This is a genomic window from Bradyrhizobium lablabi (assembly GCF_018129385.1).
GTDB lineage: Bacteria > Pseudomonadota > Alphaproteobacteria > Rhizobiales > Xanthobacteraceae > Bradyrhizobium > Bradyrhizobium lablabi_C.
Genome location: NZ_JAFCLN010000016.1, coordinates 117,961 through 142,870 on the forward strand (window position 1 = coordinate 117,961; position 24,910 = coordinate 142,870).

Below are 24,910 nucleotides of genomic sequence, written 5' to 3' on the forward strand. Positions count from 1 at the left end.
GAGACGGATCGAATCGACAAAGCTGGGCAATATTCTCCCGCTCATAGCGGTCTGGTGGCAGGTTCGAGTCGTGCCGGGCCCATCAATGGACTCAGGCCATGCCCATGCACCACATGAAGCGCGCCATTCCATGGATCGTCGCCGCTATTGCGGTCCTCGGGCTTGCGGCCTCGTTTTTCGAACTTCAGCGTGAGCGCGGCCGCCAGCGGCGCCACCACGCGCTCTTTCGGGAATTCGTCATCCGCTCCGAACTGGCGGAAGCGAAGGCGCCGATCCTTGTGATCGGAGACAGCATCACCGAAGGCGCGAAACTCCCACGGGAAATCGGCGGCCGCGCCGTCATCAACGCGGGCATCAGCGGCGCGACGGTCGAGGACTTTGAGCGGATCGCGCCAGGGCTGGTCGCGGGCAAGCCGTCTTTCGTGGTGATTGCACTCGGGACCAACGGCACCGCAGAGAGCCTGCGCGTGTCATATCCGGCCTTGCTGCACCGGCTCAAGGCGCTGTCTCCGCACATGATGGTCGTTGGCGTGACGCAGCAGATCGATGCGGACGCAAAGAACGCAGCCATCAAAGCCGCGGCCGATCGCGAGGGCATCCACTTTTTTGCGGTGCCACTGCCCGCCGGATCGACGCGCCTCGATGGCGTCCACTTGAACGATGCCGGCTATCGGATTTACACGCCTGCCCTGGCGGCAGAAATCGCGGACCGGATCGGCCGCTAGGATGCGGGTGCTGAATAAACTGGACCGCGCCCCCCGGACGAGGAGCGCGGTCCAGGCAATTCAATTTGCGTCGCGGTTACGCGCGGTAGGCCGTCTTGTCGGTGCCGCGATAGAGCACACGCACCTGCTCCTCCGTGACGGCCTTGTGGAAGGCCAGCGCCTCGGGCTCGAGATCGCGCTTCGGCACATGCTCCGGCTCGAAGTGATGATACGTGTCCTTGCCGCGCACCAGCGTGGCCCAGTCCCTTTGGCCGACCGCCTGCTTCAGCCGGGTCGGGATATAGCGGACAGCCAGGCCGATGCGCCGGTCATCGGAACGATTGGGCTCCGATCCATGGAACAGCAGCACGTGATGCAGCGAGGCCTGACCGGGCTTGAGCTCGACAAAAACCGCCTTCGACTCGTCGACATCGACGGCGATCTCCTGTCCGCGGGTCAGAAGGTTGTTCTGGTCGAACGTATCCTCGTGCTGGACCTGCTGCTTGTGGGTGCCCGCCACGAATTTCATGCAGCCGGACACCTTGTTGGCCGGCGACATCGCGATCCAGGCGGTCGCCACATCGGAGGAGTCGAGCCCCCAATAAGTGGCGTCCTGATGCCAGGAGACGAAGCCGGGATCGTGCGGCTCCTTGATAAAGAAACTGGTGTTCCAGCAGAGGATGTCCGGACCCAAGAGGTCCTCGATTGCATCGAGGATTTTCGGATGACGGATCATCTCGTTGATCCAGGGAAACAGCACGTGGCTGCGGTGGCGCATCTCGCCCTTGATTGGTCCACCGATCTTTGCCTCGTAATCCTCGAGCTTGCCGCGAAACTCGGCAACTTCGCTCTCGCTCAGCGCGTTGACTGGAAAATGATAGCCGCGCTCGCGATAGCCGGCGACTTCATCCTCGCTCAGCAATTTTGTCATGAATTTCCTCCGGTCTCTTTTCTTGTTTTGTCGGCAGAGCTTAACCAAAAGTGACCCTGCCGTCCGGTCCTGTCAAGAAGCGCCGCATGCACGGCAGCATCGCGCGGCCTGCGTTCAGCGCACGCGGCCGGCCAGGAATTCAGCGATCGCATCGCGGATTTCCTCAAGCTGCGGCGATGCGTCCGCCGCGACCGCGTGTCCCGAGCGACCCGCGAGGCGAACCAGCGTGGCATCCGCAATGAGCTGCGCGGCCTCAACAGCATCTTCCACCGGATTGTAGAGATCCAGTTCCGGAACAAGCAGCAGCGTGGGTGCCTTGATCGATCGGAGCGCGGCCGACGTATCGCCGTCAAATCCGCTCGTCGTGCCGACATCATGCGCATCGTAGGCCCAGCTCTGATAGACCCAGTCGAGCGGATCGGATGCCATGCTGCGCGCGCTCTCAATCGCCTGATCCACCAGGCTTGGGATCGCAGCCGGCGCGACGCCTTCCAAGGCCCCCGGTTCGCGGTTGGTAATGACGCGCGTCAGCGCGGCCCAGGCATCGAAGCCGGCGCCGTAGGGACCGGACGGAAAGCCCGGATCGGCCCGCAATATCCGGCGAGCAACATCGTTCATCGCAACCGACCATGAGCGAGTTCGCGCCATCGGCACAAGCGCCACGATGCTTCGCATGCGATCGGGATGGCTCACGCCCCATTGCAGCGCCTGCATGCCGCCCATCGATGCTCCGACAACCGATGCAAGCTGCTTCACCTCCAGCGCGTCCAGCAATTTACGCTGGCTTGCGACCATGTCGCGGATGGAAAAGCGCGGGAATGAGAGATCGGGCTGCGCCTGGCTGTTGCTCGGGGAAGTGCTCAGCCCGTTGCCGATCGCGTCGGCGCAGATGACGAAGTAGCGCTCGGGATCGAGCGGCCGCCCGGGCCCGATCAGAAAATCCAGCCGGTGATGGGTCGAGCCGATCGCGGTCAGGACAAGGACGACATTATCGCCGGCGCGAGAGCGGGTCCCATGCGTGACATAGCTGATCTCGAAATCGCGTATAGCTTCGCCGCTTTCGAGCGGCAGATCGCCCAAGGCAAGCGTTTGATGCGGTCGATCGATCCAGCCGGGCTGTAGTTCCGGATGCCGCCAACGTGGCTTGTGCAGTGGCACGCTTCCTCCTGACTGGCGCGAAAACACTTCAACGCAAGCTACAGGATGCGAATGCAGGAAGTCCAAGTTTCATTTTGCGGCTTCATTTTTGCGCGCGGTTTCCCAGTGACCGGCGCGCAACCTGCCGAGGATATTGCGACGCAATAGTTGCGGATGCGCGAACTCATCGACGCCTTCACGCGCAAACATCTTGTTCTCGCCAGCCTCAATCTCTTGTGCCAGACTTGTTGGCGCAGAAGGCCGCAATAGACAGGCCGGCAACAGGGGAAGGGAACACAATGGACCTTTGGACAGGCATTGCGCTGCTCGTTGCATTTCTCGCCATCGTTATATTGATCATTCGCGGGCAGAGCCCGATCATCATGCTGCTGATACTGGCCGTGCTTTGGGCGGCGATCGCAGGCATCGGCATCGACGATATCCAGAAGAAGGTCATCCAGGCCGGCGGCGTTCAGTATGCGAGCGCGGTGATCATCATCGTGTTCGGCGCATGGTTCGCCCAGGTGCTGATCCAGACCGGGATCGCGGAAAGCGTGATCCGCTCGGCGGTCGAGCTCGCGGGCGACCGGCCGCTCGTCACTGCCATGACCATCACGCTGGTCACGGCGCTGTTGTTCACGTCGATGTATGGCGTCGGCGCCGCGATCGCGATCGGCGTCATCGCGCTGCCGATCATGATGAGCCAGGGCATTCCGCCGTATGTCGCGGCTCCCGTGTTCACCATGGGAATAGGCGCCGGCACCTTCATCAACCTCGTGCAGTTCGGCACGTTCCAGAAACTGTTTCCCGGCCTGAAATACGAAGCGCCCTATCTGACCTACTGGGTGGTCGGAATGTGCGTGTACATCCTGGCGGCATGGGCGTTGGCGTTCTTCTATCTGCGTAACGGCGCGACCCGCCGGCTGGCCTCGGTCGACGTCGCCGGCGAAGGCGCAGCGCCAGTCCGCAAGCGAACCCCCTACTACACCTATATCGTGCCGATCTTCCCCGTGATCATGATCCTGGTGCTCAAATGGGAGATCATTCCAACCTTCATCGTCTCGATCCTGCTGGCGCTCGCGCTGACCTGGCCGGATCGCACACTGCAAGGACATCTCAACCTCTTCAACAAGACCTTCTCCGATGCCTTCCCCGACATCGCGACCATCGCCGCGCTCTGGACCATCTGCGGTATGATCATCGTGGCGGGGCAGACGCCTGAGGTTGCTGGAGCGTTGAAACCGATCTTCGCGCCGATCCTGCCGCATACGCCATTGCAGGCAGCGGTATTCTTCGGATTGCTCGGTGGCATTGCCAGCATCTATCGCGGGCCGATGGTCGTCATCGGCACCGGCGCGGCCCTGCTTGCGATCATCCTCGCCAACAAGGAGATACCGATCCCCTATCTCTATTCGATCTGGCTGGCGCCGACCGTGCTGCAAGGGAGCATGGACCCGACCAACTCATGGACGTTGTGGACGATCGGGCACACCAAGGTCAGCCACGGTCAGTTCCTCAAGACGGCCCTGCCCTTCGGCTGCGCGATGGTCGCGGTCAATTCGCTGATCTGCTACCTGATGCTGGGCTCGCTGCAATAGACTGGGAATGTGAGTGATGACTGAATCCTCGGTAGCGGGCCGCGCCTATCGCATTGGTATCGACGTCGGAGGCACCTTCACCAAGGCGGTGCTGATCGACAATGCGACACATGAGGTGGTCGGGCGGTTCTCCGTGCTGACCACCCACTCCGATCCGCGCGGCGTCGCCAAAGGCGTGGTCGACGTATTCCGCAATGTGCTGGAGCAATCGAACGTCGATCCGAAAGAGGTCATCTTCCTCGCCCATTCGACGACGCAGGCCACCAACGCGCTGCTGGAGGGCGACGTCGCCAGCGTCGGCGTGATCGGAATGTCGACGCGCATGGAATCGCTGCTGGCCAAGGGCCAGAGCGCCATGAAGCCGATCGAGCTGGCGCCGGGACGCCATCTCACGCCGGCCAACCGTTTCCTGATGAAGGAAACGCTGACGGACGAGACCATCGGCAAGGCCGTTGCCGAACTCAGGGCGGAAGGCGCAAGAGTCATCGTCGCAAGTTCGGCCTTCGGCGTCGACGACAATGAGGCCGAAGAAGCCGTGCGCCGTCTGGTGGTCGAGGCTGGCCTGGCCGCAACCTGCGGCAACGAGATCACCAAGCTCTATGGCCTGACCACGCGGACGCGCACTGCCGTGATTAACGCCAGCATTTTGCCGAAGATGATCGACACCGCCACCATGACGGAAGCGAGCGTGCGCGAGGCCGGCATCCAGGCGCCGCTGATGATCATGCGCGGCGACGGCGGCGTGATGGACATCAAGGAGATGCGCCGCCGCCCCGTCATGACAATGCTCTCCGGCCCGGCCGCGAGCGTGGCCGGCGCGCTGATGTATCTGCGTGTATCCGACGGCATCTATTTCGAGGTCGGCGGCACCAGCACCAATATCGGCGTGATCCGCAACGGACGGCCGACCGTCAAATATGCCCGCGTTGGCGGCCATGAGACCTATGTCTCTTCGCTCGACGTGCGCGTGATCGGCATCGCCGGCGGCAGCATGGTCCGGGCCCGCGGCGGCAAGCTGGTCGACGTCGGGCCGCGCAGCGCCCACATCGCCGGCCTTCCCTACGCCGCCTTCGCCAAACCAGAGGACATCATCGAGCCCAAGATCGAATTCTTCCAGCCGAAGACCGACGATCCCGCCGATTACGTCGCGGTGCGTTCGGCCAATGGCACGCGCTATGCCATCACCAACACCTGCGCCGCCAACATTCTCGGCTACGCCAAGCCGGGACTGCACGCCAGTGGCAACGTCGAGTCGGCGAGGCGCGCGATGGCCGTGCTCGCCGAGTTCATCGGAAAATCGATTGAGGACACTGCGCGTGCGATCCTCGATGTCGCCACCGACAAGGTGATTCCCGTCGTCGACGATCTGATCGCCGAATACAAGCTCGATCGCGACCAGGCCGTGCTGGTCGGCGAAGGCGGCGGCGCCGCCGCGCTGATCCCGCATGCGTCGAGCCGCACCGACCTTCACCACGAGATTTCAAAAGACGCCGAAGTCATTTCCTCGATCGGTGTCGCGCTTGCCCTGGTGCGCGACGTCGTCGAGCGCGTCATTCCCAACGCACAGCCCGACGATCTCAAGCGGATTCGCCGCGAAGCGTTCGAAGCCGTGGTCAAGCTCGGCGCTGCGCCTGATAATGTCGAAGTGACGATCGAGGTCGATCAAAGCACCCATCGGATCCGCGCGACCGCGATGGGCGCCTCGGAGATGCGCGCCCGCCAGCGCCGCGACGAGGTCGGCGAGACCGAAGCGCGGGAAATCGCGGCAAAGGCTATGGGCGTCAGCCTCGAGCGCGTCGCGCTTGCTGCGGCCACGCCGCGCATGCGGGTGTTCCAGGGCGAAGTCGAGGAGCGGAGCTGGGGAATCTTCAAGAAGCGCCGCAACCCGGTTCGCGCGGTGGACCTCGACGGCGTCATTCGCGTGCAGCGCAGTCACAGCGTCGTCCGCCCGGTTTCCGCGCAAACTGCGCTCGACGGCCTGCGGCGGCTGTGGGAAGACACCACGATCTATAATGGCGACAGCACCATCACACCGGATATTTTCGTCATCGTCGGCGGCCAGCTCATCGACCTGTCGGGGGTCAATTCGATCGACCAGGCGATGACCGTGACCCGCAGCGAGCTGGACGGGCTCACCGCCGACGCCTCGATCGCGCTCATCGGCATTCCGCCTTCGCGGGGGCTTTGACGGATGGCTCTCGCGGCAGCAGATGCGGAGCGGTTCACGGAGTTCGAGCGCGCCTCACCCGAAGCGCTCGGGCTTCTCATGCTGCAAGCCGATCCGCATGCAGGGCGACTGGACCGCGCGACACAGCTCGCGGCTGTTTCCGACGCGCTCGCCGACGGAATTGCCGCCGCCGGCAATTTACGCGCCCGCTTTCCCGCCTCGGGGCCGGAACAGATCGCTCGCGAGCTTGGCCTGCCGGTCGAGACGACGGACGACGATCCCATGGTCGGATCGATCTGGCGGTTCGCCGAGTACCGGCCACGGCCGCCGCGCATCGTGCTCTATCGCCGCGGATTGAGCCCGCTCGAACGCGTGCTCACCGGCAGCCGTGCCGTGCAACTGCTCGGCGAGGCAACGCCGCGCGACATCTTCATCGCCCACGAATTGTACCATCACATCGAATCCACCAGACCGGACGTGCCGATCGCGCGGCGCTACCAGCCCACGCTTTTCCGGATCGGCAACTGGCATTGGCGCACCGGCATCGCGGCATTGGCCGAGATCGCCGCCGGCGCCTTTGCGCAGGCGCTGCTTGAACTGCCCTGTCACCCGAAGGCGTTGGATTTCGTTGTTTTGCATGCCATCGCCGTAACGTAAGAACTGCCCTTGGGCCCGGCGTCTCTCGGGCTAAGCTCTCTTCGGCTGTAACTTCAAAACCGAGCGCGCATATGCCTCTGCGCGCATCGCCTCTTCAATCGCAGCCACGAGCGTCGCCTGGTCGAACGGCTTCGAGATGCGCGGCAAATGAGGTCGCGTGGTGTCCAGAAGCTCGGCATATCCTGAGCAAAGCACCACAGGCGTGCCTGGACGCGCGGCGGCGACTGCGTCGGCGAGCTGCAGCCCGTTCATTCCCGGCATGGCGTAATCGGTCACCACGATGTCGATCTTCGGCGTCCGGTGCAGCAACTGTACCGCCTCCTCGCCTGAGCGCGCCTCGATCACGGCATGGCCGAGATCATCGAGCATCGCAGCGACATTTTCGAGAACAAGAACATCATCGTCGACAACCAGTGCGGAGATGGGCCGATTGCTCCGGGGCGCCGAACGCGACGGCTCCGCCACATGCGGCATCGGCACCGATTCGTCCTGCGAGGCGGGCAGCCAGATTTCGGCGGTGGTCCCTTCGCCGACGCGGCTCTTCAGCAGCAGCGTGCCTCCGGACTGCTCGGCCAACCCCTTCACCATCGAGAGTCCGAGTCCGGTTCCCTTGCCGACACCCTTGGTCGTGAAGAACGGCTCCTGCGCATGCTTTAGTGTCTTCTCGTCCATTCCGCAGCCGGTGTCGCTCACCGACAGCGCGACGTATCGTCCCGCTGCGAGGCCATCGATGGCATCTTCTTCGCGTGCGGCGATGCTGATTGCCCCGCCTCCCGCCGCTATCGCATCACGCGCATTGACGGCGAGGTTGAGGACCGCGAGCTCAAGTTGGTTGGCATCGACCTTCACCTTCGCGAGTTCGATCGGAAAATGGGTCTCGACCCGAATGCCCGGATCAAACTTCAGCAGAGTGGCCATTCCGCGCACCAGCTTCGGGACATCCACGACGACGGGCTTGAGGTCCTGCTTGCGCGCGAACGCAAGCATGCGCTGCGTCAGCGAGGCACCGCGCAGCGCTCCCTGGATCGCGTTGTCGAGCAGTCGGTGGATCCTGGCATCTTCCGTCTGGAGGCGCTTCTTCGCGATTTCGAGGCTGCCCAGGATCACAGCGAGTATATTGTTGAAGTCGTGGGCTACGCCGCCGGTAAGCTGTCCGATGGTCTCCATCTTCTGCGATATCGCGAGCGCGTCGCGCGTGCGCTCCAGCGCTTCCTGGGCGAGGCGGCGTTCGGTGACGTCTCGAACGATCTTGGCGAAGCCTATGACCTCGCCACGCTCGTTCCGCACCGCTCGAATGGTCACCTCGGCCCAAAAGCGGCTACCGTCCCCGCGAACGCGCAAGCCTTCGCCTGCCGACTTGCCTTCCCGCTTTGCGTCCACGAGCAAGCCGTCAGGAACTCCGGAGTCGCGGTCCTCGTCCGTGTGAAGGATGGAGTAGTGCGTCCCGACGATCTCGTCGCCGTAGCCGATCAGCCGGCGAGCGCCGAGATTCCAGTTCGCTACCCGCCCCTCCGGGTCGAGCATGAAGATGGCGTGATCGGCCACGCCTTCCACCAGCAGCCGGAATCTCTCCTCGCTTCGCTTCAGCGCCTCGGCTTCGCGACCGGCACGTTCCGCCGAGGAGCGGTCGTACACGGCCGCGGCAAGCCCAATGACAAGAACCACAATCGTGGTGGCGGCGATCAGGAACGCGAGCGGTGCTTGTCCAACCGCGACGTGTCCCGTGCGGTGAAGGACGACATCCGTCGGAACGAAGGAGGAGCCCTGCATGGCAGCGTAGTGCATCCCGGAAATCGCCACGCCCATGACGGCTCCCGACGATACGCGCTCGAGGATGCTCGTCATGTGAAAGGCGAGCCGCAGCGCTATGATGGACGCGCCGATCGCGATAGCGACGGAAAGCGCGACCCAGACGAGTTCGTACTGGATGGAAGCCGCCATCCGCATGGCGCTCATTCCGGTGTAGTGCATGCCGGAGATCGCCAGACCCATTGCAATGCCGGCAACGACCAGCGCGTCGGGCTGCCGACTTACGACGACGAAGGCGGCTGCGGCCACCACAATGGGAATGGCAAGAGAGAGCAGCGTGAGAAGCGGATCGTAAGTGATATCCACGCCGGGCAGGCTAAAGGCCAGCATGGCCACGAAATGCATCGACCAGATGCCGCCGCCCATGGCGACCGCCGCAGCCGCGAGCCAGCCCAGACTGGCCGGACCGGAAGCCGCCCGCATACGGGTCGCGAGATCCAGCGCTGTATAGGAGGAAAGCGCGGCGATCAGAATTGATAGCGCGACGAGGACGGGGTCATGGGAACCTGAATGGTGGTGCATTCCGACGACCATACAATAAACGAATCATAGCACCGTTTTTGCCACGGTGCATGCTTCGTTGCCGGAAGAGCAAGGCGTGAAGAAGGCCGGGAGCGGCTCTCTCACGGCGACGCACATCAACCTCGTACGCGCTCTCGAACGACAAGGGCGGGCAGTTCGCGGCGCATCGAGTTCAGCGGAAACCGATCTGATCAACGGTCGCGCGAAATCCCCGAGTTTTCAATGCAACGTTGCATCGGTGATGTGCGAATCGCACCGCAGCATTGGTGAATCATCGACCAAAGCCGTGCGTTAAAGGGCCACAACAGGCCAAATGAGACGATGACGGCGATATTGGCGGCGGTTCCACCCGTCCGCGTCAGCGAGGCACATGGCGCCCTTGCAACCGGACAGATGTGTTGGGACCCGTCCAATCAATCGATACGCTCGCCGGCTTGCCTGTTGGCCACGTCAGAATATGCTGACAAAAAGCGAATTCGGGGGGCGATAGATGGCGAGGCATTTGGCGGCAGCAGCTGCCGCCATGATGGCAATAGCGGGAATCAATGGCGTACAGGCTCAGGATTATCCCGCCAGAACGGTCACAGTCATCGTTCCCTTTGCCGCCGGCGGGCCCGCCGATATCACGGGCAGGATCGTCGCCGATATCTTCAGCCGCCATCTTGGCCAGAAATTTGTAGTGGAGAACGTCGGAGGCGCCGGCGGCACCACGGGCACGATACGCGCCGCGCGCGCGGCGCCGGATGGATACACGATCCTGTCCGGCCACCTCGGCACCAATGCGTTGGCGCCCGCGTTCTATCCGAACCTCGGCTACGATCCGCTGAAGGATTTCGAGGCAATCGGCCTGACGGCCGAATATCCGGAATTGCTGGTCGCCCGGAAGGATTTCCCCGCCAACAATCTGAAGGAATTCATTGCCTACGCAAAGGCCAATCCGGAAAAGCTCAATGTCGGGCACGCCGGGCTCGGCTCGGTGTCCTATATCGGATGCCTGCTGCTTCACTCGGCGATCGGCATCAAGCCGACGATGATTCCGTTCACCGGCACCGCGCCGGTGCTGAACGCCATGCTGTCAGGCCAGGTCGACTATGAATGCGATCCCGTGCTGGGAACACTGAGCCAGATCCAGGCCGGCAACGTCAAGGCGCTGGCGGTTGCCGCGAAGAAGCGCAGCCCGTTGCTGCCGGATGTGCCGACCTCGCACGAGCAGGGTCTGCCGGAATTCGACATTGCGCCGTTCTACGCGGTGTTCGTGCCGGCGGGCACGCCGCAGGCGATCGTCGACAAGCTTGCCGACGCCCTGAGCAAGGGCCTCAACGAGGAAGCCGTGCAGAAGCGGCTCGCCGATCTCGGCGCCGAGAGCATCGAGCAAGGCCGCCGCGGACCGAAGGCTCTCGGGGAGTTCGTCAAGAGCGAAACCGCGCGGCTGATGCCGATCCTGAAAGCTGCGGCAGCGAAATAATCGCCTACCTAATGCCCTGACAGGAAATCGGCACGGACTGGCACTGCTCCCGATGGCGGCACGTCGAGGCGGACGGCAATGCCTTCGAGTTCCGTACTTGGAGCCGGATACAGCTTCATGACCAGCGGATCGTGACCGGGAACGATGTGGCTCTCGTCCGGCGCCAACGCTAGCAGCCGTTCGAATCCCTCCAGCATTTCACCGATGTGAAACGCGGTCGTGAACGGACGCTCGCTCGCCATGTTCTCGTAGAAATGGCTGACGTCGGAGGCCAGCACGACAAAGCCGCGGCGGGTCCGGACGCGAACGAACTGAAGCCCGGCCGAATGGCCGCTCGCCGCGTGTATCGTGATGCCGGGCGCAAGCTCGGCGTCGCCATTGTAGAACAGCACGCGCCGCGCGTAATTGAGCCGCACGATGCCGCAGATATCCTCGACCTCGAACGAATGCGATAGCCGCGGATAGCGCATGTAGCGCCCCGTGGCGTAGGCAAGCTCGCGCTCCTGGAGATGAAAGCGCGCTTTGGGAAAGCCGTCGAAATTCCCGACGTGATCGTAATGCAGATGCGTCAGGATGACGTCCTCGACATCGGCAGGATCGATGCCGAAGGCGCGAAGCGTCTCCACCGGACAGCGCAGGAACGTTCGCTTCCGCTTGCTTGCGACTTCCGCGTTGAAGCCGGTATCGATCACGAAGGTGCGGCCCCCTCCCCTCGCCAGCCACATGAAATAATCCATCGGCATCGGGCCATCGTGCGGATCGCCGCCGATAAAATGATCGCTGCGCCGCGCTTCGCGGGTGGCATAGCGGATCGCAAAAAGTTCGTATTCCTGATCGGCCATGCAATCCCCTCTTCAGGCAGGCGGCTGGCCAGGGCAGCCATCCGCATGCGCCATCAGAAAGCAGCGCAATGCCGGTCTTGTCAATTTGCGATCAGATCGCGTCCAGAAATGCCTTCAGTATCCGCTCAATGCTTTTTATTTCGCCTCCTCCGGGAAGCGCCGCGTAGATGTCACCGCCCAGATCGGCGGGCAATTTCGATCCGGCTTCCCGGATGATCAGGACGTTGTTCTTGCCCTTCAGTCCGATGAAATAGCCGGCTTCGAAGACGACATTGTCACGGGGAACGGCTTGAGCGTCAGGCGTTGGATCGGCAAGGTCATCATCTTTCGTGAAAAGAAATATGCCTCCAACCGACCTTGCCGCCGCCTGCTCGATCTGGTTCAGGATCGTACGGCCTGGAATGAAGTCGGTTTGCCAATCCAGCACGCTCGCACCAAGGCTTTGCAGATAGGTCTTGATCGCCAGCGCCGTTGGACTGGAGCGTCCGGCATAGCCGAGGAAGACGTCCCGCCGGTCGTTCAGTTTTTCCAGCCAGTATTTGAACGGCACTTGAAAATCTTCGGTATGCAGCCAGTCGACGGTTGCGTTGGCATCGAACCCGCCGACAAAGCCGGCAAAATTCAGATCGAAAACCACGCGCCGCCTGATCTCCCATTGCACAAGAACAAGCGTCGGCAGCCCCAAGGTTCGCGTGAGCGCGCCCTCATAGTGGTTGAACTCGGTGGGTAGCAGTACGGCTTGTCCGTCTGCGTCCTGAAATTTCCAGCGTCCGATCCCGAGTACGGCGGCACCGACGCAGCGTCGGGCAATTTCATCCGCGTCGCGCGGATGCCAGGATTTCGAGGAGGCCAAGCCCGGCCTGCCTCTCGGATTGGTAAATATCTCGGGGAGGAAACCACGCTTTTCGATCTCCTCGACAATGCCCCATTTCAGCCGGTTCAAATTCTCCGGCAAATGAGAATCAGCAGGCAAACTGACGTAAATGCGACGCGTGATCGGCATGAGGTAATCCTCGATCAACTCTACAAGTATGAACTCGGCAACAACAAACGGCCCGCGATCCTATGCCGGTCACGATGCAAGTTAAAGTAGCATTGCAGCCGTGAAGGTCGGCGGCGCCCGCGGAGAACCGCCTTGGCGCACTCGCCTCGCCATGGCCAAAGGACGGTGTGCACTCTCGCCGCCCCGCCTTGACTGTCCGAGGCAGGTTCGGAAACCTGTACTCCTCGGGGACTGACTTCAGCGCTCGCTCGCGGCGGGGCAACGTCGATTGGCCTATCTACCAACAGAGAACGGTTGCCTGAAATGGTACGTCTATTGCTTCCGGGGCAATGGACATGCAAGGGGACAGGGTCATAATGCGTGTGTTTCTGGATCGGCTCTACCTTTTTTCCGGCTATCTGGCCGGGCTCTTCCTCATTGCGATCTTCGTGCTGATGATGGTGCTGTCGGCCGGACGGCCGGTCGGCATCAACGTTCCCGCAGGCGATGATTTCATCTCCTGGTGCATGGCGGCCACCGCCTTCCTTGGGCTGGCGCACACGTTCAGGCATGGCGAGATGATCCGCGTCGGCCTCCTGATCGACCGCCTCAGCGACAAGGCCCGCCATTACGTCGAGATCGCAGCCCTGCTCATCGGTGCCGGCTTCATCGGTTTCTTTGCCTGGCACGCCTCGGTCATGACCTGGCAGTCGTTCAAGTTTCACGACATCTCGCAGGGCGTGATCGCCGTGCCGCTGTGGATTCCGCAGCTCGGCTACAGCGGCGGCCTCGTGATCCTCTTCATCGCCTTTGCCGACGAGCTGATCCATGTGCTGCGCGGCAACCCGCCGCGCTACGAATTGCCGAAGCCGCAGAGCGCCGAGGAAGTGATCGAGCGCGCCATGCAGAGCGGGGTCTGACATGGAGCTGCTCTCGATCGCGGCGATCCTGCTCGGATTTCTCACGCTGCTGCTGGGCGCGGGCGTCTGGATCGCGGTCGCGCTGATGGCGACCGGATGGGCCGGCATGCAGTTCGCCGGCACCGCCATTCCGGCCGGCAGCGTGCTGGCGACCACCGTGTGGGGCAACAGCGCCTCGTGGTCGCTCGCGGCCTTGCCGCTCTTCATCTGGATGGGCGAGATTCTTTTCCGCACGCGCCTGTCGGAAGAGATGTTCCGCGGCTTTGCGCCGTGGCTGAACTGGCTGCCGGGCCGGCTGATGCACGTCAACGTGCTCGCCTGCGGCGTGTTCGGATCGGTGTCGGGCTCGTCGGCTGCGACCTGCGCCACGGTTGCAAAGATCGCGCTGCCGGAACTGAAGAAGCGTGGCTATAACGAGAATCTTAGCCTCGGCTCGCTGGCCGGCGCCGGCACGCTCGGCATCCTGATCCCGCCGTCGATCACCATGGTGGTCTACGCCGTGCAGGCGAACGTCTCCATCATCCAGGTTTTCCTCGCCGGCTTCCTGCCGGGCCTGCTCGTGATGGCGCTCTATTCCGGTTACATCGCGCTCTGGTCGCTCGCGAACCCGAAGAAGTCGCCCCCGCCGGAACCGGCGATGAGCTTTTCCCGGCGCATCAAGGAATCGCTCAATCTCATTCCCGTCTGCCTGCTCATCGTCTTCGTCTTCCTGTCGCTGCTGATGGGCTGGGCGACTGCGACGGAATGCGCAGCCTGGGGCGTGCTCGGCTCGCTCGCGATCGCGTGGTGGCAGGGCTCGTTGAGCTGGGAATCGTTCTGGGCGAGCGTGATGGGCGCAACGCGCGTCAACTGCATGATCCTCTTGATCCTCGCGGGCGCGTCCTACATGGGGACGTCGATGGCCTATACCGGCATCCCGGCGGCGCTCGCGAGCTGGGTGAACAGTCTTCAACTGAGTCCCTATGCGCTGATCGCCGCGCTCACCGTCATGTATATCGTGCTCGGCACCGCGCTCGACGGCATCTCCATGATCGTGCTGACCACCGCCATCGTGATTCCGATGGTCAAGCAGGCCGGCTTCGATCTCGTCTGGTTCGGCATCTTCCTGGTGCTGGTGGTGGAGATGGCGGAAGTCTCCCCGCCGGTCGGCTTCAACCTGTTCGTGTTGCAGACCATGAGCGGCAAGGATTCGAATTTCGTGGCCAAGGCGGCCCTGCCGTTCTTCTTTTTGCTGGTTCTGGCGGTTGCCATCATCACGGTCTTTCCTGCTATCGTGATGGTGCTGCCGCAGATGGCGTTCCCCGGGTAGGGCATGATCCGGCTTTTTTTCGAAATGATCAGGCTCAAACAAGAGAGAGGTATTTGATGTTCAGGCTTATCAAGACGTTTGCACTGGCCGCCTGCGTCGCGGCGCTTGCCGCTCCCGCAATGGCGCAGACCAAATGGAATCTTCCGGCGGCCTATCCGGCGGACAATCCGCATTCGGTGAATCTGATCGCCTTTGCCAAGGACGTCGGCGACGCCACCGGCGGCAAATTGCAGATCACCGTGCATCCCGCCGCATCGCTGTTCAAGGCGCCGGAAATCAAGCGGGCAGTCGCAACCGGCCAGGCGCAGGCCGGCGAGGTGCTGATCTCGCTGCACGAGAACGAGGATCCGTTGTTCGGCATCGACGTGATCCCGTTCCTGGCGACCAGCTATCCGGCCGCCAAGAAGCTGTGGCTGGCGTCAAAGCCCGCGATCGAGAAGAAGCTGGCCTCGCAGGGCCTCATGCTGCTGTTCGCGGTGCCGTGGGGACCGCAGGGCATCTATGCCAAGAAGGACATCAACAGCGTCGAGGACATGAAGGGCCTGAAGTGGCGCGCCTACAATGTCGGCACCTCGCGTATCGCTGAACTCGTCGGCGCGCAGCCCGTCACCATCCAGGCCGCCGAATTGCCGCAGGCGCTGGCGACCGGCGTGGTGAATGCGTTCATGACCTCGGGCTCGACCGGCTATGACAGCAAGTCCTGGGAAACCATGTCGCACTTCTACGATACGCAGGCCTGGATTCCGAAGAATGTCACCTTCGTGAACAAGGCGGCCTTCGATGCGCTCGACAAGCCGACCCAGGAAGCGATCCTCAAGGCCGCGGTCGTCGCCGAGGAACGCGGCTGGAAGCTCGCGGAGGAAAAGGCCAAGTGGTATCTCGAACAGCTCCAGGCCAACAAGATGAAGGTGCTGCCGCCATCTCCGGCGCTGAAGTCGGGCCTCGAGAAAATCGGCGAGCAGTTGACGGCCGACTGGTCGAAAAAGGCCGGCGCCGACGGCGAAGCTGTCATCGCCGCCTACAAGAAGTAAGACTGTCTCGACAACGTTGCAGGGTCCGGCATTCGATCGCCGGACTCTGCTATAGTCACACTGGCACCAGGAGTTCGTGAGCGGCCATCGACGCATCGCCACTCCAGGGCGCGGTACGAAGCATCGGCGTCACGGCCGCCACGAGCAACAGGCTGGCCAGCGCCGCCAGGTTTTCCGGCTGCGCCGCCAGCGCAATCATCGAGCCGAACGCCGGACCCGCCGCCTGCGTGCGCAGCACACTCAGCGCGGGTCCAACAAGGCTGCCGTCCTCGCCTGAACCCGCACGCCGGACGACACTATCGGCGATCCAGAGCAGGCTGCTCCCGGCAGGTGCAAAGTTGATCCCGATCATCGGGATTTCCCGTGATGGACGCCGATGCCGCTTTCGCGCGCAGCATAGGCCTGGAGCGCCGCGGGGTTATCCTTCAGCCTGTACGCAGGGGTCGGCGCACCGCCGTTGAGGACATCCAGATAGGGATGGTTGAAGGCAAACAGGCCCGGCTCCTGGATGGCGGCCTGCGCGAATACCGGGGTGGCGGTGAGGGCCGACAGCAAGGCCGCTGCGGCGAGGGTTTTCCGGATGGTCACGGCACATCTCCTTATTTATATCGGATACGATCTATTCGGATACGCCTCATAAAGGAATGGAACCGCCGAATGTCAACACTTCCGATTTAATCGGATACGATATATATGGATGCGAGACTTCACATGTCCGTGTCGGAAAGGATGATCCCATGAGGCAAAAAGACGGTTCCCGGGCCGATTCCGGAAAGAATTCAGACGGCAGGCAAAAGCCGGCCGCAGGCGACCGGCTGCTGTCCGATTACCTCTGCTTTGCGGTCTATTCGGCCAACCTCGCCTACGGGCGGGCCTACAAGGAAGGCCTCGAGCAACTCGGCCTCACCTATCCGCAATGGATCGTGATCGTACTGCTCGGCGAAAAAGGCGAGCAGACCGTCAGCGAGATCGGCGAAACCATGTTTCTGGAATCCAACACGCTGACGCCGGTGCTGAAGAAACTGGAGGCGATGGGCTATCTGCGCCGGCAGCGCGATCCCGCTGACGAGCGCCAGGTGCGCGTCAGCCTGACCGATGCCGGCCGAAAACTGCGCGAGAAGGGCATGCAGACGCAACTGGTGAAATCGGGCGGACTGAAGCCGGATGAATTCACACGGCTGCAAAAGAGCATCGTGACGCTGCGCGACAATCTGATCAAGGCGACGCGGGGAGAGTGAGGCCGCACGTGCGGTTCGATCTGCACGACGCGGCAGCTCTGACATTTGTGGTGACGTCAGGTCATGCTGCCCGGCAGGAAGCAGCGGATCGTCGTCCCGTACGCGCCCTTGATCGGCCAGACCATGGTCCGGCCCGCCCGGTTCGGCACGGTGATGACAGCATCATCGGGCACCACGATCCACTCGCCATCGAGGCGAACGCGATAGTGTCCTTGCCAGGAGTCCCAATCCGGATCCGACACCGCAAATCCGTCGGCGTCCGAACAGCACGGACCTTTGCCGCTTCTGAGGCTGTCGAACCACGGCTTGAGCGGCGAGTTGGCATAGCGGCCATCGTCACGCGCCACGGCGTTTCCGAACAGAAGCCCGGACAGCACCACCGCCAACAGCGAAACTTCGAACGAACCGAGCCGGCTCATGGTCGTCACCGACGACGTGGGAACGTTTCTTGACGCAGCGATAAATCGCTGGACCCAGCCAAGGTTCCTAACTGCGCGCTGAGGCCGGTCACACCACCGGCAACGGAGCCCGCGCGGAACGTCGCCCCAGCGCATTAGTTACTCCAATCATGCCGAAATCATGAAGCCTCGATGATCATTCGCTTTCTTGCCGTCATCGTGACCGGACTGGCCGTCATCGCGCCGGCGGCGCATCTGTTTGAACTGTCCGGCAAAATTCAGATGTCCGAGCAGGACTATTTTGTCGTCCAGCGCATCTATCTCGGCTGGTGGATGGCGGGGCTGTTGCTGCCGGCCGCCTTGATTCTGAATGTCGTGCTTGCGCTTGCGGTCCGCGCCGATCGGTTGGCGCTCATCCTGGCGTGCGCCGCGGCTGCGCTGATTGTGATCAATCTTGCCATCTTTGTGATCTGGACCCAGCCGGTGAACACGGTCACGGAAAATTGGTCGGCACGGCCGGAGAACTGGCGGGCGCTACGCCGGCAATGGGAATACTCCCATGCCGTCAATGCCGGCGTGACGTTGCTCGCCTTTTGCACCGCGACGCTGGCGGCGTTGCGGCCGGCAACTTGACCTGCGCGATCATCAACAGCCGCTTCTATTCGCCCTTGAGGCCGGCCTCGCGGATCAAGGCGCTCCATTTGGTGGTTTCATCGTCGATGAACTTGCCGAACTCGGCGGCAGTGCCGAAACGCGCCTCCAGCCCCTGCACCAACAGCTTCTGCTTCACCTCGGAATCGGCGAGCGCGCGGCCGGCCTCGGCCTGCATGCGCGCGATGATCGGCGCTGGCGTAGCGGCCGGCGCCATAAAGCCGTACCAGCCGGCCGCGATCACCTTGGACAAGCCCTGCTCGCGCAAGGTCGGCGCGTCAGGATAGATCGGACTGCGGGCGGCGGATGCAACGCCGAGCACGCGCAGCAGTCCAGCCTGGATGTGCGGCAGCGCCGAGCTGATCGCCGTCAGCGTGGCGTCGACGCGGCCGGCAAGCAATTCCGTATAGGCTGGCGCATCGCCTCGGAATGGGACGTTAAGACCTTTGACGCCCGCGTCCCTGAACAGGAGTTCGGCCGCGAGATGCGGCTGCGAGCCCGGCCCCGGCGAGGCGATCGTCAGACCCTCGGGCTTCGACTTCCCATAGGCGATCAACTCCCCGAGATTCTTGTAAGGCGCGTTCGCGTTGATGATCAGGAACAGCGGCGCGGCCACCGCCATCGCCACCGGCTGAAGATCCTTTCGCTCGTAGCCGAGCTTGCCGAACAAGGCTTCGGCGGTCGCATACGGCGCGGCCACATAGAGAAACGTGTAACCGTCAGGCGCTGATCGCGCGACCAGCTCGTTGGCGATGCGCGTCCCCGCGCCCGGCTTGTTCTCGACGATGAACTGCTGATTGAGATTGCGGCCGAAATGCTCGGCCAGAATCCGTAGCGAGATATCGCTCGCGCCGCCCGCCGCATAAGGCGACACCAGCCGCACGACACGCGTCGGCCAGGCCTCCCGCGCCAATGCATCGGCGCCGGCAAAAAGCACTGCGGCGCTACCAAGCAGAGTCCGGCGCGTGACGATCATCCTTGCCTCCCTGGCGATCCCCGCGGAATTGGACGCAACCTTTCGCGCCCGCTCCGCCTGGTTTTGCGCCGACGATAGGTACGCATCCCCTATCGGACAATGTGTATTTTTTGACCCATTTATCGGCTATTCTTATGAATGACGGGCATGGCAGGAGGCCGGGGCATGGCAATGGATGTGACACTGCGGCAGCTTCGCGCCTATGTTGCCGTGCTCGACACGGCCAGCTTTTCCGAAGCCGCGAAGATCATGCATCTGTCGCAGGCCGCGCTCTCCGGCCTGATCAAGGAGCTCGAGACCCGCGTCGGTGTCCGCCTGCTCGACCGCTCCACGCGCAGCGTGTCACGCTCGGCCGTGGGTGAAGCCTTCGAACCGATGGCGCGGCGCGTGCTCGCCAGCCTCGACGAAGCGCTGGAGAGTCTGACCAATCTCAAGGAGCTGCGCCGCGGTCTGGTGCGCGTGGCCGCGCCCGAGCCGTTGTCGTGCACGCTGTTGCCGGAGCTGATCGCCGGATACAATGAAAGCCATCCCGGCGTGGAGGTGCGGTTCGACGACGTGCCGATCCAGGACGTGCTGGCGGGCCTGCATAACAGCAACACCGATATCGGCTTTGGGCCGGCCGGCGTCGTCACCGACGAAGCGGTGGAAATCCACACGATCTGCGCCGACCCGCTCTGGGTGGCGCTGCGCAGCGACGACGCGCTGGCGCGCGGCAACTCGGCAAGCTGGAAGGATTTGCGCGAGCGCTCGCTGCTCAACTACATGCCCAATATCGCCGTCAATGTCCTCAGCCACGTGCCGCCGCGGCATCACCCCAGGAAGCTTCTGCCGGTAAACCGCGTCAACACGGCGCTGTCGATGTTGCGTGTGAGGCAGGGCGCGGTGATCTGTCCGGCGATGGCTGCGCCGCTCGTTCAGGGTTTTGGACTGAAATTCCTGCCGCTCAAACAACCCACGGTCAAATGGCGGATCGCCGCGTTCGCGCGGCGGCGAACATCGCTCTCGCCCGCCGTCGAGAGCTTTTTGAACTTTACGCTGAAGTTCGTTCCCGGCCGGATGGCGCAATGATGGCGCAGCCACGCGAACCGGCGTATTGTCTTTCGCATCAGGAACCGTGCTGCCCGTCCACTCACGCCGAGCACGCGATCAGTCGCCGCCATCGCGGGCAGCCTCTTTGCGAAGGGAGGTCTCCATGTACGCCGCCATCCGCCAGGCCAAGGCAAAGACCGGCAAGGCCGAGGAACTGGCGCGCCGGATCAAGGAAGGCGCCATCCCGATCATCAGCGACGTCGAAGGTTTCATGGCCTATTACGTGGTCTATGCCCCCGACGACACCGTGACCGCGATCAGCGTCTTCAACAGTTTTGCCGGCGCCGAGGAAGCCAACCGGCGCGCGATCGCCTGGATCGAGCAGGACCTTGCACCGCTGCTGACCGGTCCCGCTACCGCGGTGGCCGGTCCGGTGATTGTGCACACGCTGGCGTAATGACGCGAGCGGACCCGCCAGGGCGTTTTGCCGGCATCATCCTTCGAGACGCATCGCTCTGCGATGCTCCTCAGGATGAGGTCCTGGACCCTCATGGTGAGGAGCGCGCCTTCGTGCGTCTCGAAACATGAAGGCCATGGTGGCACGCTACGGGGCCTTATCGCCCTGAAAACTGCGCCTTGCGCTTTTCAACGAACGCGTTGCGGCCCTCCAGCGCATCCGCGCTCTGGCGTAGCTCGGCCTGCGTCTCGATCTCCTTGCGGAACTGCGCGGCGTAGCTCGCGTGCTCGCTCTCCTCGATCAGCGCGCGGGTGGCGACCAGCGCCCGCGTCGGCCCCTGCGCCAGGCGCTGCGCCAGCTTGACCGCCTCCTCCAGCAACTGCGCATCGTCGACGACCTGCCGCACCAGCCCCCATTCCATTGCGCGCTCGGCGGACAGTGGCTCGTTGAACAGCATCAATTCGAGCGCGCGCTGGCGGCCGATCAGGCGCGGCAGCAGCCAGGTCGAGCCGAGATCGGGCACGAGGCCAATGCGGCTGAACACCTGGATAAAGCTCGCCGAGCGCGCCGCAAGGATGATGTCGCCGGCCATTGCGAGGCTGAACCCGCCGCCGGCCGCTACGCCGTTGACCGCAACCACGATCGGCACGCGGCACTCGCGCATCGCCTTGAAAGCCGGCCAGTAGAATTTCATCACGCCTGCTGCGATATCGCTGCCGAGCGCTTCGGATGCTTTCAAATTCTGGCCCGAGCAGAAGCCGCGCCCCTCGCCGGTCAGCACCAGCGCGCGGATGGCGGGATCAGCGGTCATGTCGCCGATGGCGCCGGCGAGCGCGCCCAGTAAATCCGGCGTCATCGCATTCAGACTCGCGGGCTCGTTCAGCGTCAGGATCCCGACCGCGCCGTCCCTTGTTTGCTTTACTCCGGCCATTTTTGTCTCTCCCTGAAACGCCGCTTTCCGTACTGTGCCATTCCCGGCGCGCAAACGCCAATGCGCGATTTCGGCACGGGCTTTGACTTCGCTGCCGTCCATACTAGTGTTCAGCCAAACACAAGCCGAGCTCCATGGGGAGGAGCCGATCGGAGCAAATGCCGGATGCTTCTGCTGAGCGAAAACCTGGCCGCGCCGCCACCGCCCGGCCCAGCCTTTCCGAAAATATATCCCGAGATCGACCAGGACGTTCTCACCGAATCCGAGAAATTCACGCAAGGGCAGCCCTATGAGCTGTTCGCACGGCTGCGCGCCCAGGCGCCGGTGTCGTGGCAGCGCGAAGGCAATAACGGGCCCGGCTTCTGGGCGCTCACGCGCTATGACGACGTGATGCGGGTGGATGGCGACCCAAAGACGTTCTCCTCGCAAAAGGGCGGCATCCTGATGGCTTACGGCCCGCCGGAGACGCGCCATCCGCTGCTGTTCCGCGCCTCCGTCGATGCCATGATCAACATGGACGCGCCGTGGCATTTGCAGCTCCGCAAGGAGCACATGCCCTATTTCACCCCAGGCTATCTTGCCGACATCAGAAAGAAGGTGACGGCCGAGACCACGCGGCTGATCGACGGCATGGCGGGCCTTGGCGAATGCGACCTGGTCGAAAAGCTGTCCGCGCAACTGCCGTTGTTCACGCTGTGCGAAATTCTCGGCGTGCCGCAGTCCGACCAGCCGAAATTCATCAAATGGATGCACTATCTGGAGATCGCCGGCTACATCACCGCGAAGAAGGGCAAGGACCTGGAGCCGACGCCGGAGCTCTTGAAATTCGTTCAGGCCCTCAACGAGAACGTCGCCGAGATGTTCGAATACGGCCAGCACATGCTACAGAAGCGCCGCGCCGACCCAAAACCCGACCTGATGAGCGCGATCGCGCGCGCCACGCTGGACGGCACGCTCTTGCGCGACGAATATCTCGACGGCTCGTGGCTCCTGATCGTGTTCGCCGGCAACGACACCACGCGCAACACCATTTCCGGCTCGATGAAGCTGCTCACCGAATTCCCGGATCAGCGACGCGCACTGATGGCTGATTTGTCGCTGCTGCCGAACGCGGTGGACGAGCTGATCCGCATGGTCAGCCCGGTCATCTATATGCGGCGCACCGCGACCTCTGACACGGAAGTCCGTGGGCAAAAAATTGCGGCCGGCGAAAAAGTCATCATGTATTTCTCTGCGGCCAACCGCGATCCCGCAATCTTCCCCGACCCTGATCGTCTCGACATCCGCCGCGCCAATGCGTCGAAGAATATCGCCTTCGGCTTCGGCCCGCATGTCTGCATCGGCAAGCGCGTCGCGCAATTGCAGCTCGAGGAAGTCTATCGCCAGTTGCTGACGCGGCTGCCCGATATCGAATATGCCGGCGGCATCGACATCGCGCCCAACAATTTTGTGCACGCGATTCGCAAATTGCCGGTGCGATTCACGCCGGAGCGTCGGACGGCGCAATAGCAAGAAGCCAAAAGGGGGTCCAATGGCCGATCAATTTTCCAGCCACCAGCACATTCGCAAACCGGCCGTCAGTTCGAAGGGCGGCATCGTCGCCTCGCAATCGCGGCGCGCGGCCGAGATCGGCGCCGAGGTGCTGGCGGCCGGCGGCGATTGCGTCGATGCCGTGGTCGCCACCACCTTCGCGCTCGGCGTGCTGGAGCCCTGGATGAGCGGCGCAGGCGGCGGCGGCGCGATGGTGCTCTATCGTGCGCGTGAGAACCGCTACGAGGTGATCGACTACGGCATGCGCTCGCCGGACAGCCTGCGCGTTGAGGATTATCCGCTGACGTCAGGCGCGGCCTCTGACATCTTTCCCTGGCCGCGTGTAAGGGACGATCGCAACCTGCAAGGCCCCGGCTCGATCGCGGTGCCCGGCGTGGTCGCCGGCATGGAAGAAGCGCATCGCCGCCACGCCAAAATGCCGTGGCAGGAGTTGCTGGCGCCCAGCGTCAAACTCGCCGGCGAAGGTCTGCTGGTGGACTGGTGGACCACGCTGATGATCGCGAGCTCCGCGGCGGACTTGCGGCGCTATCCGGCGAGCGCCGCCGCCTATCTGAAGGACGGCCTGCCGCCCAATGCGGAATGGGGCATCAAGTCGGTGGTGCGGATGCCACAGGACAGGCTGAAGGCGACGATGGCGCATCTGGCCGCGCAAGGCCCGCGCGATTTCTACCAGGGCGACCTCGCCCAAAGCATCGCCTCCGATATCCAGGCCGCCGGCGGCGCGCTCTCGGCAAGTGACCTCGCCGCCTTCCGCGCACATCTGCGCGAGCCGCTGAAAATTCCCTATCGCGGCGGCAATGTGTTTGCGACGCCCGAACTCACCGCCGGACCGACACTGGCGCACACCTTGCGCCTGTTGCAGCAGAAGCTGAAGCCCGGCGGCGGCAGGCCGGATGCCACCGCCTACACCGAATATGCGCTGGCGCTGCAATCGGCCTATCGCGAGCGGCTCTCGGACATGGGCGATGCCGACGGCCGCCGCGCGCTCGGCGCCGAGCATCTGGCGCCGGCCTGCACCACGCATTTCTCCGTCGTGGACGGGGACGGCAACATGGCGGCGGTGACGCAGACGCTGCTCTCGACCTTCGGCTCGAAGTTCGTGACGCCGCAGACCGGCCTCACCATGAACAACGGCATCATGTGGTTCGACCCGACACAGGGTGTGCCGAATTCACTGGCGCCCGGCAAACGCTGCCTCACCAATTACACGCCGGTGGTGGCGCAAGCTGCCGACGGCCGGCGCCTTGCGGTCGGCGCGTCCGGCGGCCGCCGCATCCTGCCCGCGGTGGCGCAGCTTCTCTCGTTTGTGATGGATTTCGGCATGGACCTCGACACCGCGATCCACACGCCGCGGATCGATGCCAGCGAAGGCGCGATCGTGATCGGCGATCTGCGCCTGCCTTCATCGGTGCGCGACAGCTTGCGCAAACAGTTCGATTACGAAGAGGCGCGCATCCAGACCTTTCCGATGAAGTTCGCCTGCCCCAGCGTCACGCTGCGCGACGGGACGACGAACTTCGGCGCGAACGAAGCTGCGCACGCCTGGGGAGATGCGGTAGCAGAAGGCTAAAGGCATTGCCGCCCGTCATGGCCGGGCATAGCCGT

The 24,910-nt window shown here is 63.2% G+C and carries 24 protein-coding genes; 14 read left to right on the forward strand and 10 right to left on the reverse strand.

The window, feature by feature from the left end; genetic code table 11:
* Nucleotides 1–113 precede the first annotated feature (113 nt).
* Nucleotides 114–725, forward strand: coding sequence for an SGNH/GDSL hydrolase family protein (locus JQ628_RS25510; RefSeq protein WP_212226641.1), 612 nt, complete (start codon nucleotides 114–116; stop codon nucleotides 723–725).
* 76 nt (nucleotides 726–801) lie between these two features.
* Here JQ628_RS25510 and JQ628_RS25515 read toward each other — a convergent pair whose 3' ends face one another.
* Both JQ628_RS25515 and JQ628_RS25520 read right to left on the reverse strand, forming a co-directional pair.
* Nucleotides 802–1,635, reverse strand: a complete 834-nt coding sequence (locus JQ628_RS25515) for a phytanoyl-CoA dioxygenase family protein (protein WP_212226642.1) — start codon at nucleotides 1,633–1,635, stop codon at nucleotides 802–804.
* A gap of 114 nt (nucleotides 1,636–1,749) precedes the next feature.
* Nucleotides 1,750–2,793 (reverse strand): alpha/beta fold hydrolase, encoded by a 1,044-nt coding sequence (locus JQ628_RS25520; protein ID WP_212226643.1) that lies wholly within the window; start codon nucleotides 2,791–2,793, stop codon nucleotides 1,750–1,752.
* Between the two features lie 278 nt (nucleotides 2,794–3,071).
* On the opposite strand from JQ628_RS25520, the gene JQ628_RS25525 reads away from it, so the two are divergent.
* Genes JQ628_RS25525 through JQ628_RS25535 form a run of 3 tightly spaced genes read left to right on the forward strand, consistent with a single transcriptional unit; the run spans nucleotide 3,072 to nucleotide 7,194 of the window.
* Nucleotides 3,072–4,370 (forward strand): hypothetical protein, encoded by a 1,299-nt coding sequence (locus tag JQ628_RS25525; RefSeq protein ID WP_212226644.1) that lies wholly within the window; start codon nucleotides 3,072–3,074, stop codon nucleotides 4,368–4,370.
* Nucleotides 4,371–4,386: 16 nt separating this feature from the next.
* Entirely contained in the window at nucleotides 4,387–6,558 is a 2,172-nt protein-coding gene (locus tag JQ628_RS25530) for a hydantoinase/oxoprolinase family protein (protein WP_212226645.1), read from the forward strand.
* Between the two features lie 3 nt (nucleotides 6,559–6,561).
* Nucleotides 6,562–7,194: a hypothetical protein gene (locus JQ628_RS25535; RefSeq protein WP_212226649.1), complete on the forward strand. Its 633-nt coding sequence runs from the start codon at nucleotides 6,562–6,564 to the stop codon at nucleotides 7,192–7,194.
* Between the two features lie 30 nt (nucleotides 7,195–7,224).
* Here JQ628_RS25535 and JQ628_RS25540 read toward each other — a convergent pair whose 3' ends face one another.
* The gene (locus JQ628_RS25540; RefSeq protein ID WP_249128387.1) at nucleotides 7,225–9,537 is read right to left on the reverse strand and encodes an MHYT domain-containing protein; all 2,313 of its coding nucleotides are present in this window, start codon (nucleotides 9,535–9,537) and stop codon (nucleotides 7,225–7,227) included.
* Between the two features lie 478 nt (nucleotides 9,538–10,015).
* Here JQ628_RS25540 and JQ628_RS25545 point away from each other — a divergent pair, with 478 nt between their 5' ends.
* The gene (locus JQ628_RS25545; RefSeq protein ID WP_212226651.1) at nucleotides 10,016–10,990 is read left to right on the forward strand and encodes a Bug family tripartite tricarboxylate transporter substrate binding protein; all 975 of its coding nucleotides are present in this window, start codon (nucleotides 10,016–10,018) and stop codon (nucleotides 10,988–10,990) included.
* Nucleotides 10,991–10,998: 8 nt separating this feature from the next.
* On the opposite strand, the gene JQ628_RS25550 is transcribed toward JQ628_RS25545, so the two are convergent.
* Together JQ628_RS25550 and JQ628_RS25555 are read right to left on the reverse strand one after the other, a co-directional pair.
* A complete protein-coding gene (locus JQ628_RS25550) occupies nucleotides 10,999–11,832 on the reverse strand; it encodes an N-acyl homoserine lactonase family protein (protein WP_212226652.1) in 834 nt (277 codons plus the stop codon).
* A 91-nt stretch (nucleotides 11,833–11,923) separates the two neighbouring features.
* Nucleotides 11,924–12,835 carry a TIR domain-containing protein gene (locus JQ628_RS25555; RefSeq protein WP_212226653.1) on the reverse strand — a complete coding sequence of 304 codons (912 nt, stop codon included), beginning with the start codon at nucleotides 12,833–12,835 and terminating at the stop codon, nucleotides 11,924–11,926.
* A 356-nt stretch (nucleotides 12,836–13,191) separates the two neighbouring features.
* Between JQ628_RS25555 and JQ628_RS25560 the strand changes: the two genes are divergently transcribed.
* The 3 genes from JQ628_RS25560 to JQ628_RS25570 are packed head-to-tail and all read left to right on the forward strand — an operon-like array spanning nucleotide 13,192 to nucleotide 16,074.
* Nucleotides 13,192–13,734: a TRAP transporter small permease gene (locus JQ628_RS25560; RefSeq protein ID WP_212226654.1), complete on the forward strand. Its 543-nt coding sequence runs from the start codon at nucleotides 13,192–13,194 to the stop codon at nucleotides 13,732–13,734.
* Between the two features lies 1 nt (nucleotide 13,735).
* On the forward strand, nucleotides 13,736–15,043 hold the full coding sequence (locus JQ628_RS25565; protein WP_212226656.1) for a TRAP transporter large permease: 1,308 nt from the start codon (nucleotides 13,736–13,738) through the stop codon (nucleotides 15,041–15,043).
* Between the two features lie 56 nt (nucleotides 15,044–15,099).
* Entirely contained in the window at nucleotides 15,100–16,074 is a 975-nt protein-coding gene (locus tag JQ628_RS25570; protein ID WP_433996165.1) for a TRAP transporter substrate-binding protein, read from the forward strand.
* Nucleotides 16,075–16,129: 55 nt separating this feature from the next.
* On the opposite strand, the gene JQ628_RS25575 is transcribed toward JQ628_RS25570, so the two are convergent.
* The gene (locus tag JQ628_RS25575; protein WP_212226658.1) at nucleotides 16,130–16,426 is read right to left on the reverse strand and encodes a hypothetical protein; all 297 of its coding nucleotides are present in this window, start codon (nucleotides 16,424–16,426) and stop codon (nucleotides 16,130–16,132) included.
* Nucleotides 16,423–16,662, reverse strand: coding sequence for a hypothetical protein (locus tag JQ628_RS25580; RefSeq protein WP_212226660.1), 240 nt, complete (start codon nucleotides 16,660–16,662; stop codon nucleotides 16,423–16,425). The genes JQ628_RS25575 and JQ628_RS25580 overlap by 4 nt, the downstream gene beginning before the upstream one ends.
* A gap of 149 nt (nucleotides 16,663–16,811) precedes the next feature.
* On the opposite strand from JQ628_RS25580, the gene JQ628_RS25585 reads away from it, so the two are divergent.
* On the forward strand, nucleotides 16,812–17,312 hold the full coding sequence (locus tag JQ628_RS25585) for a MarR family winged helix-turn-helix transcriptional regulator (RefSeq protein WP_212226662.1): 501 nt from the start codon (nucleotides 16,812–16,814) through the stop codon (nucleotides 17,310–17,312).
* Between the two features lie 56 nt (nucleotides 17,313–17,368).
* Here JQ628_RS25585 and JQ628_RS25590 read toward each other — a convergent pair whose 3' ends face one another.
* Nucleotides 17,369–17,731, reverse strand: a complete 363-nt coding sequence (locus tag JQ628_RS25590) for a hypothetical protein (protein WP_212226666.1) — start codon at nucleotides 17,729–17,731, stop codon at nucleotides 17,369–17,371.
* Nucleotides 17,732–17,902: 171 nt separating this feature from the next.
* On the opposite strand from JQ628_RS25590, the gene JQ628_RS25595 reads away from it, so the two are divergent.
* Entirely contained in the window at nucleotides 17,903–18,343 is a 441-nt protein-coding gene (locus JQ628_RS25595) for a hypothetical protein (RefSeq protein ID WP_249128389.1), read from the forward strand.
* Between the two features lie 25 nt (nucleotides 18,344–18,368).
* On the opposite strand, the gene JQ628_RS25600 is transcribed toward JQ628_RS25595, so the two are convergent.
* Nucleotides 18,369–19,337 carry a Bug family tripartite tricarboxylate transporter substrate binding protein gene (locus JQ628_RS25600; protein WP_212226667.1) on the reverse strand — a complete coding sequence of 323 codons (969 nt, stop codon included), beginning with the start codon at nucleotides 19,335–19,337 and terminating at the stop codon, nucleotides 18,369–18,371.
* A gap of 165 nt (nucleotides 19,338–19,502) precedes the next feature.
* Here JQ628_RS25600 and JQ628_RS25605 point away from each other — a divergent pair, with 165 nt between their 5' ends.
* Nucleotides 19,503–20,405: a LysR family transcriptional regulator gene (locus JQ628_RS25605; RefSeq protein WP_212226669.1), complete on the forward strand. Its 903-nt coding sequence runs from the start codon at nucleotides 19,503–19,505 to the stop codon at nucleotides 20,403–20,405.
* A gap of 124 nt (nucleotides 20,406–20,529) precedes the next feature.
* Nucleotides 20,530–20,823 carry an antibiotic biosynthesis monooxygenase gene (locus JQ628_RS25610; protein ID WP_212226671.1) on the forward strand — a complete coding sequence of 98 codons (294 nt, stop codon included), beginning with the start codon at nucleotides 20,530–20,532 and terminating at the stop codon, nucleotides 20,821–20,823.
* A 157-nt stretch (nucleotides 20,824–20,980) separates the two neighbouring features.
* On the opposite strand, the gene JQ628_RS25615 is transcribed toward JQ628_RS25610, so the two are convergent.
* On the reverse strand, nucleotides 20,981–21,754 hold the full coding sequence (locus tag JQ628_RS25615; RefSeq protein ID WP_212226673.1) for an enoyl-CoA hydratase-related protein: 774 nt from the start codon (nucleotides 21,752–21,754) through the stop codon (nucleotides 20,981–20,983).
* Nucleotides 21,755–21,919: 165 nt separating this feature from the next.
* On the opposite strand from JQ628_RS25615, the gene JQ628_RS25620 reads away from it, so the two are divergent.
* On the forward strand, nucleotides 21,920–23,263 hold the full coding sequence (locus JQ628_RS25620; protein WP_212226676.1) for a cytochrome P450: 1,344 nt from the start codon (nucleotides 21,920–21,922) through the stop codon (nucleotides 23,261–23,263).
* 22 nt (nucleotides 23,264–23,285) lie between these two features.
* Complete coding sequence (locus tag JQ628_RS25625; RefSeq protein ID WP_212226678.1) at nucleotides 23,286–24,875, forward strand: gamma-glutamyltransferase; 1,590 nt, start codon at nucleotides 23,286–23,288, stop codon at nucleotides 24,873–24,875.
* Nucleotides 24,876–24,910: the final 35 nt, after the last annotated feature.